Below are 7377 nucleotides of genomic sequence, written 5' to 3' on the forward strand. Positions count from 1 at the left end.
TCACTAAAGAATTGTACAAGAACAATCCTTCTGCTTTTACCATCGATAACATGCAATACTATGTAAACAGTGTGAGCGGTGTAGTTGGCGCTGCAGCAGATGCTTTATGGAATGGAGAATATAAAAAGATATTCACTGCAAACCTTATATTGACCAATATTGACCAGGTGACTGGCGATGAGACCATCCGTCGACGTGTAAGAGCGGATGCGTATTTTATTCGTGCCTATTCTTATTGGGTGCTGGCCAATTATTACTGCGCACCTTACAGTGATGCCAACTTAGGTTCTATGGGACTTCCTTTAAAAAAGACAGTTGACTATACTGAGCCACTTAAACGGGCAACATTGAAAGAGACTTATGATTTTATTCTTTCGGATATTGCAGAGGCACAAAAAGTAGCTAACGATGATGTTGATCCCGTAAGAGCATGGAGAGTGAGTAAAAAAGCGATTGCGGCATTTATGAGCCGCTATTATCTATTCACGGGTAATTATGATCAAAGCTTGGAGCAATCTGCAAAGGCACTTGGAAGTGTCAATGCAAAGCTAGTGGATTACAAAACCCTGAAGCCAGGTATTTCCAAATCTTACACCAGTCCGGCGGCAACGTTGAACTATGTGGAACAAAACGACTGGCAACCGGCAAAATTTTTGTACTGGCCAGAATTTTATTATACTCGTTATACCTATACAGCCTCTCAGTGGTACCTTCCAAGTACGGCCTTGCTAAATTTATACGATACACAAAATGATCTCCGCTATAAAAGTTTTATGATTCCAAATGGAGGAAGGAGAATGTCGGTTATTACTCCGGCAGCATTCAGGTATACCATATTTAGCGACGGAAAATATTTACCAGATGGGCCAACTATTGCCGAGGTGCTTCTAAATAAAGCAGAAGCCCTGGCACGCAAAGGAGATGCCACAGGCGCAATGGATGCTGTAAATATCCTTCGTATGAAACGAATGAGTACTTATATTCCGTTGACAGCAAACGGTAAAGACGAAGCCATTAAAAAAGTTTTGGAAGAAAGAAGAAGGGAGATGCCTTTTTCCATGCGTTGGTATGACATCCGCCGTTTTAGTGTAAATGATTATCCGGGAGATAATGTAACTGTAACCCGTGATTTCTTCAATGTGTCCATCGGCGCTGTAGATGTCAATTCACCAAAAACCTATACATTGGATGCCAAGCGCCTGCTGGTACCAATTAATGGTGTAGAAATGGATGCCAGTAAGGGCCAAATTCAACAAAATGCATATTAACGAACCTATTTAAAACACCATAAAGATGAAAACAATCTTAAAAATTTCTGTTGCTGCAGCGCTGATGCTTCCGCTCTCTGTCTTTGCACAGGAAAAAACTAAAACGATAACAGATCCGGCTGTTCTTGCAAAGCTTAAAACAGCTGTTGAAGCCAATCCAAATAATTTAAAAGCTCACGAAGAATACATCAAAGCTGCAGGAATAGAGAATACCCAGACGCTGGTGCAATATGAAGCCTGGCAGAAAAAATTCCCTGCATCAGCTGTGGTTCCTTATGCTGTTGGAGCAGCTTATGCGGATGAGGAAAGTCCGAAAGCCAGACCTTATCTTTTAAAAGCGGTTAAAATAGATCCGAAATTAGCTAAGGCCTGGAGCGATCTGTGGATTGATGCGGAAAGATGGGGACAGTTTGATCAGGGCCGAGAATACCTTGCCAAAGCGACAGCGGCTGAGCCTGAGAATCCGGATTATGCATTTTATTATTCTGGTTCTTTTGCCACAGTAGACCGGAAAAGATACCTGCAGCTTACTGAAGAATTGGTGAAACACTTTCCCACAAGTGAACGTGGTGCTCAGGCCTTATATTGGCTGGCACAACGCTCTCCAAAGAAAGCAGATAAATTAAAAGGATTTGAGGTATTAAAAAACACCTATGCTCCGGAAAAATTTAGCTGGTCGTCCAGTGGTATGTCTTCTTTCTATGACCTGCTTTTGCAAGAAGATCCGAAAAGAGCGCAGGATTTGGCCAAAGAACTCGGTGCTAAAAAGGTAGAAGGACAAAACTGGGCACAATTGGAGAAAACAGCCAGTAGTTTTGTAGAAACAAGATCCCTGCTGGAGCAGAAGAAATCAAAAGAAGCTTTAGACATTATCCATAGCATTAAACTACCCCGTTACTTTGGCTCAAATAACACTTTGTTGTTGTTCAAAGCGCAAGCAGCAGAAATTGCTTACAGCCCGGTTGCTGGATATGATACGCTGATCAATGCCTTTGCAAAATCACCGTCGGTAGCTGTTAAGGAGCAACTTGTGGTGTATGGAGGTAAAGCTGGAAAGTCTGCAGCTGAAATAGACAGGGATATTTGGAAAGCGATTGATGCCAAAGCAAAACCAGCTACACCATTTACCCTTAAAAAATATTTAACCTCCGGATCGGCCTCCCTGACGGACTATAAAGGTAAAGTTGTATTGTTGACCTATTGGTTTCCAGGCTGTGGGCCTTGCAGAGGAGAGTTTCCTCATTTTGAAAACGTAATCCGTAAATTTAAGGGACAACAGGTTGATTACATCGGGATTAATATCGTTCCGGAACAAGATGAATACGTTATTCCATTTATGAAATCCAGCGGTTATAGCTTTACACCAATTGCCGATGTAAAAGACAGAGTTAAAGGAAATCTGGACAATAGAGGAGGAGCGCCAACTAATTTTCTGATTGATCAAAACGGACGTGTCATTTTTTCAAACTTTAGAACAGATGGCGACAATGAAGAAGATTTGGAACTGATGATCAATCTGGTACTCAAAAATGGAAAAGAGGCATGAAGACCAGATTCAAAATTATAGTTTTTAGTTTATTCCTGCTTGTACAGCAGGTGAGCTTCGCCCAACAAAAGATAGGTATGGTTACTTTAAGTGGAAAACTCAAAAACTTTAGTAATCAAGTTGTTGTAGAGGATTTGTCGGAGTTCCAATATTTGTTGCCGCAGACAGGTGAGCGGATCATCATCCCCGGAGAAGATGCAAGCTTTAAAATTAGTTTTCCGGTGAAGGCAGCAAATTATTTCCGCCTGGGGCGTAATACTTTATATTTAAGCCCGGGTGATCGTATGGAAGTTGTTATCGATAAAAATAATCCAAGAAATGCTTCTTTTACGGGAAAAGGAGCAGAGGCCAATAATTACCTGAAAAATACACCATTTCCTAAAGGAGGTTCTTTCCTTGAGGCGGGTACCCTGATTAAAAACACACCTGAAGCGACTATTGAGGCAGTAGAGGCGAGCGCAGAAATCAGAAGGAAAGAACTGATGGCCGCAACCGGATTAACCACTGAATTCAGACGTTTGGAAACAGCCAGAATTAAGGCAGATCTGATCAATAGTTTGTTGAGTGGTGAGAATTATAATGGTATGATCCTTAAGCTCAAAGGCAATGACGCTGAAACATATGCTTTACGCTATAAAGAGGCGATAAAACCAAAATTGATAGTTTACGGCCATAATTTTGTGGATGCTTCATTGATGAAAATGACTGTGTACAGGGACATCGCTGCTGATTTGATCAACAAAAGAACGAAAGCTAAACTAGCACAACCCATTAGGGATTGGTATATGGCGGAAGAATTGGTAGGAGAGATGGAGAAAGCCAAAAACAAATCTGAACTCGCAAAATTCAAGGAGAAGATTACACAAATTAAAACGATTTCTTATCAGAAAGCAGCAAATCAAATGTTGCAGCAGTTGCTTTCTTTCGGGAAAGGCGATGAGGCCGTTGATTTTACTGCAAGAGACCTGAATGGATTGCCTGTAAAATTAAGCAGTTTAAAGGGAAAGGTCATTTATGTGGATCTTTGGGCTACATGGTGTGGTCCATGTATGCATGAAATGCCCTATTTTGAAAAACTGAAAGTACAATACAAAGATAATCCTAATATTGTCTTTGTCTCTCTTTCCCTGGATGATACCGATGAGGTCTGGAAGAAGAGTGTGGAGAGCCGTAAAGCAGATGGTCAGCAATGGCTGATTGATAGAAATAAGTTACATGCCTACAATATTGTAGGCATTCCGAGGATTCTGCTGATTGATAAAAATTTTAAGATAGCGGATATGGACGCGCCGGCACCTTCATCGGCAGAGGCTGCTAAAGCGATTAATCAATTACTCTAAAATAAAAATCCCCTGCCAGCTCGGCAGGGGATTTTTATTAAGGTTTAACTCCTTCATTTGTCATGATAACCGGTTTTATATAGCCATCTTGATCAAAATACATCCGGTCGATGCAGGTTACCCTTGCGTTACCATCGGTTTGATCTAGTGGCCTTCTGTGGTATACAATAAACCACTCATCTTTTTTTGCAGAGCCCATTACAGAATGGTGGCCCGCACCGGTAGCAATTTTAGCATCTTGTTGTAAAATCTTTCCTACCCTTTTGAAAGGCCCCATTGGAGAATCCGCAATTGCATAAGCTACGCTGTAATCCGGACCTGTCCAACCACCTTCAGACCACATAAAATAATATTTGCCCTTACGGATAAACATAAAAGGACCCTCGACATAATTTTCAGGAGTAATCTCTTTAAAAACCTGGCCGTTTTCCATTGGCAAAAAGCCGGAAAAATCATCTTTTAACCTGGCTATATTACAATGTTTCCAGCCACCGTATATCAAGTAGCATTTACCGTCCTTGTCTTTAAAAACAAACTGATCAATTGGTTGTGCGCCATTATGGAACTGATCCACCAGGGGATGTCCCAGATAATCTTTAAAAGGTCCTTCAGGTTTATTGGATACCGCTACACCAATTCCACCTTTTTCATGGTTATTCTGGATATCATTTGCCCCGAAAAACAAAAAGTACTTGCCGTTTTTTTTAATAATAGAAGGTGCCCAGACTGCGCGTTTCGCCCATTTTACATTTGCTGTATCCAATACTTTAGCATGTTTGGTCCAGGTGCGTAAATCTTTTGAGGAGAATGCGTCAAAAAAAACCTGTTTATCATAAGGAGCGGAGTAGGTAGGGTACACCCAGTAAGTCTTATCGAATATTGCGCCTTCCGGATCAGCATACCATCCCGGAAAGATAGGATTGCCGGATGTTTTTCCCTGACTTTGTTTTTGGGCATAGCTAAGAGTTGCTGTCTGCATCATAAGCAGGAGGACTAGGGTTCGTTTCATTATAAATGGTTTAGGTCAATAAAAAATTGTCATAGTGACAATTTTGTTTATATAAAATGTTCTTTTTTCAAGTTAAAAGTCGTAGTTTTCTTCTTTGAAACCAAACATAAAACGTTTTACCAGATATTGAGCTATCACAAATAACACACTATAACGTAACACAACTGAAACTAAAATGAACAAGAAAAAGCTAAGTATTTTATTGCTTGGTGTATTGATTGCAGGCCTGGCCAGGGCCCAGCAAAAGCACCGCACCAATCCTTCTGCCAAAACAAGCATCGTTGCAGTACAGGATCTTCATTATAAAACGAAGGCGGAGGAGACCTACTCCAATATCAACCGCTATTTTACAGACAGGAAAACCGGATTGTATTTTGAAACCACAGATACGGTGCACAGGGAAAACATTCATTCCTGGTTATGGCCATTGTGTGCACTGATACAAGCTGCTAATGAAATGGAACGGTTACATCCTGGAAAGAAATACATGGAACCGGTAGTAAAAGCCATAGACCAGTATTACAATAAAAAGAAGCCTGCTGCTTACCAGGATTATGTGACTGCAGAGCGGTTGAGCTCAAGGTTCTATGACGACAATCAGTGGATTGCTATTGCTTATCTTGATGCTTACGGACGAACCCATAAACCTAAATATCTTCAGGTAGCAAAGTCTATCTATACCTTTATGATGTCGGGTGCAGACCAGCAAGCTGGTGGAGGGCTTTACTGGAAGGAAGGAGACCATTCCACTAAAAATACTTGTTCCAACGGGCCGGCCATACTCGTTGCACTCGAACTTTATAAAACCACCAAAGAACAGCGCTACTTGAAAGCCGCTAAAGAGGTCTACAACTGGACCAGTAAAAACTTGCAATCTGAAGATGGTCTTTTCTACGATAACATTAAAATTCCTTCCCTAAAGCTGGATAAAGCCTTTTATACTTATAATGCAGGTACTATGCTTCAGTCTAATGCATTACTCTATGAGATAACCAAAGAGAAAAAGTATCTTGTTGAGGCTCAAAAAATTGCAGGTGCAGCTAAAGATTATTTTTATAAGAAAGATCGGCTCCCTTCTCATTACTGGTTCAATGCGGTTATGCTGAGGGGTTATGCCGCACTTTATAAAATTGACCACAACAAGGATTGGATTGATTTTTATAGGCAAGATGCCTTGCAGATTTGGGAAAAAGAAAGGGATGAACATGGCCTATTGGGTAAAAAAGATACAAAATCATTAATTGACCAGGCAGGCATGGCAGAGATTTATGCAAGATTGGCACTATTATCATCCAAATACTAAACTAAAAAGAGGCTGTCCAAAGACAGCCTCTTTTTTTAATATATAGATTTTATTCTCCCAGAAGTTCTTTTAGCTTATTTGTGAAACCTTCTCCACCAAATCCATTGCCGATATACCGGCCAATGATATTTCCCCCTTTGTCCAGCAGAATTTTAGTAGGAAATGCGGTTACACCATATTCCGATACTACATCAAACTTATCTCTGTTCTCATTGTTCAAAACCTGAATCCAGGTTAAACCATCTTTTGCTATCGCTTCAGTCCACAGTAACCTGTCTGCAGGAAGGGCGGAATGTTCCTGTGCAATGCCCACGATTTCAAACCCCTTATCCTTATATTTTGCATAAAGTTCCTTTAGATGAGGATGACTCGCTCTGCAAGGGCCACACCAGCTGCCCCAAAAGTCAAGTAAAACATATTTACCTTTTAGCGCATCGAAGTTAACAGGCTTGCCTTTGTCATCCTTTTTATTCAATGCGAATGCAGTCAGCTTGGTATGATAGACACGCTGAACGGAATCTGCGAATTTGCTGTAAAAAGATAGACCACCAGGTATTTTTGAGTATTCGGCTTTGATAGCTTCCTGCAATTCTTTTGTGTTGCATTGGCCACTCAGGTTTAGAAAACTTAGCACCTTTATAGCCTCTTTTGTATGCCCGGTTTCTGAAAGCGCCTTAGCATAAATAACAGAAAGGTTATTTTCCAGATTATAATCAGCAGGTTTTGTGAGCGCCATGCTTCTTAAATCTGACTCAAAAGATTTTCCGCTTCCCTCGTACAGAGGCTTCAGGTAGTTAACGATCCTTTCTGGCTGATGATTATTGGCTAATACCCTGGCATACATCACCATATTTTCGTTGAAAAGACCTTTTTCTTTACCTGTTTTTACATAAATATTACTCAAACTATCT

Annotated in this window: 6 protein-coding genes; 4 read left to right on the forward strand and 2 right to left on the reverse strand. The window is 40.7% G+C overall.

Annotated features, from left to right (window positions below; all coding sequences use genetic code 11):
• From VNZ46_RS08395 to VNZ46_RS08405, 3 genes are all read left to right on the forward strand, one after another.
• Nucleotides 1-1268: RagB/SusD family nutrient uptake outer membrane protein (locus VNZ46_RS08395; protein ID WP_325559643.1), on the forward strand; the 1268-nt coding region annotated here is incomplete at its 5' end.
• A 25-nt stretch (nt 1269-1293) separates the two neighbouring features.
• A complete protein-coding gene (locus VNZ46_RS08400) occupies nt 1294-2814 on the forward strand; it encodes a redoxin family protein (protein ID WP_325559644.1) in 1521 nt (506 codons plus the stop codon).
• The gene (locus VNZ46_RS08405) at nt 2811-4154 is read left to right on the forward strand and encodes a TlpA disulfide reductase family protein (RefSeq protein WP_325559645.1); all 1344 of its coding nucleotides are present in this window, start codon (nt 2811-2813) and stop codon (nt 4152-4154) included. Before VNZ46_RS08400 ends, VNZ46_RS08405 begins: the two co-directional genes overlap by 4 nt.
• Nucleotides 4155-4191: 37 nt before the next feature.
• On the opposite strand, the gene VNZ46_RS08410 is transcribed toward VNZ46_RS08405, so the two are convergent.
• Nucleotides 4192-5163, reverse strand: a complete 972-nt coding sequence (locus VNZ46_RS08410) for a glycoside hydrolase family 43 protein (protein ID WP_325559647.1) — start codon at nt 5161-5163, stop codon at nt 4192-4194.
• 175 nt (nt 5164-5338) lie between these two features.
• Here VNZ46_RS08410 and VNZ46_RS08415 point away from each other — a divergent pair, with 175 nt between their 5' ends.
• Nucleotides 5339-6466, forward strand: coding sequence for a glycoside hydrolase family 76 protein (locus VNZ46_RS08415; protein WP_325559648.1), 1128 nt, complete (start codon nt 5339-5341; stop codon nt 6464-6466).
• A gap of 49 nt (nt 6467-6515) precedes the next feature.
• Here the strand turns inward: VNZ46_RS08415 and VNZ46_RS08420 are convergent.
• On the reverse strand, nt 6516-7377 hold an 862-nt coding region (locus tag VNZ46_RS08420; protein WP_325559650.1), incomplete at its 5' end, for a TlpA disulfide reductase family protein.

This window comes from Pedobacter sp. (assembly GCF_035566355.1).
Classification (GTDB): Bacteria; Bacteroidota; Bacteroidia; order Sphingobacteriales; family Sphingobacteriaceae; genus Pedobacter.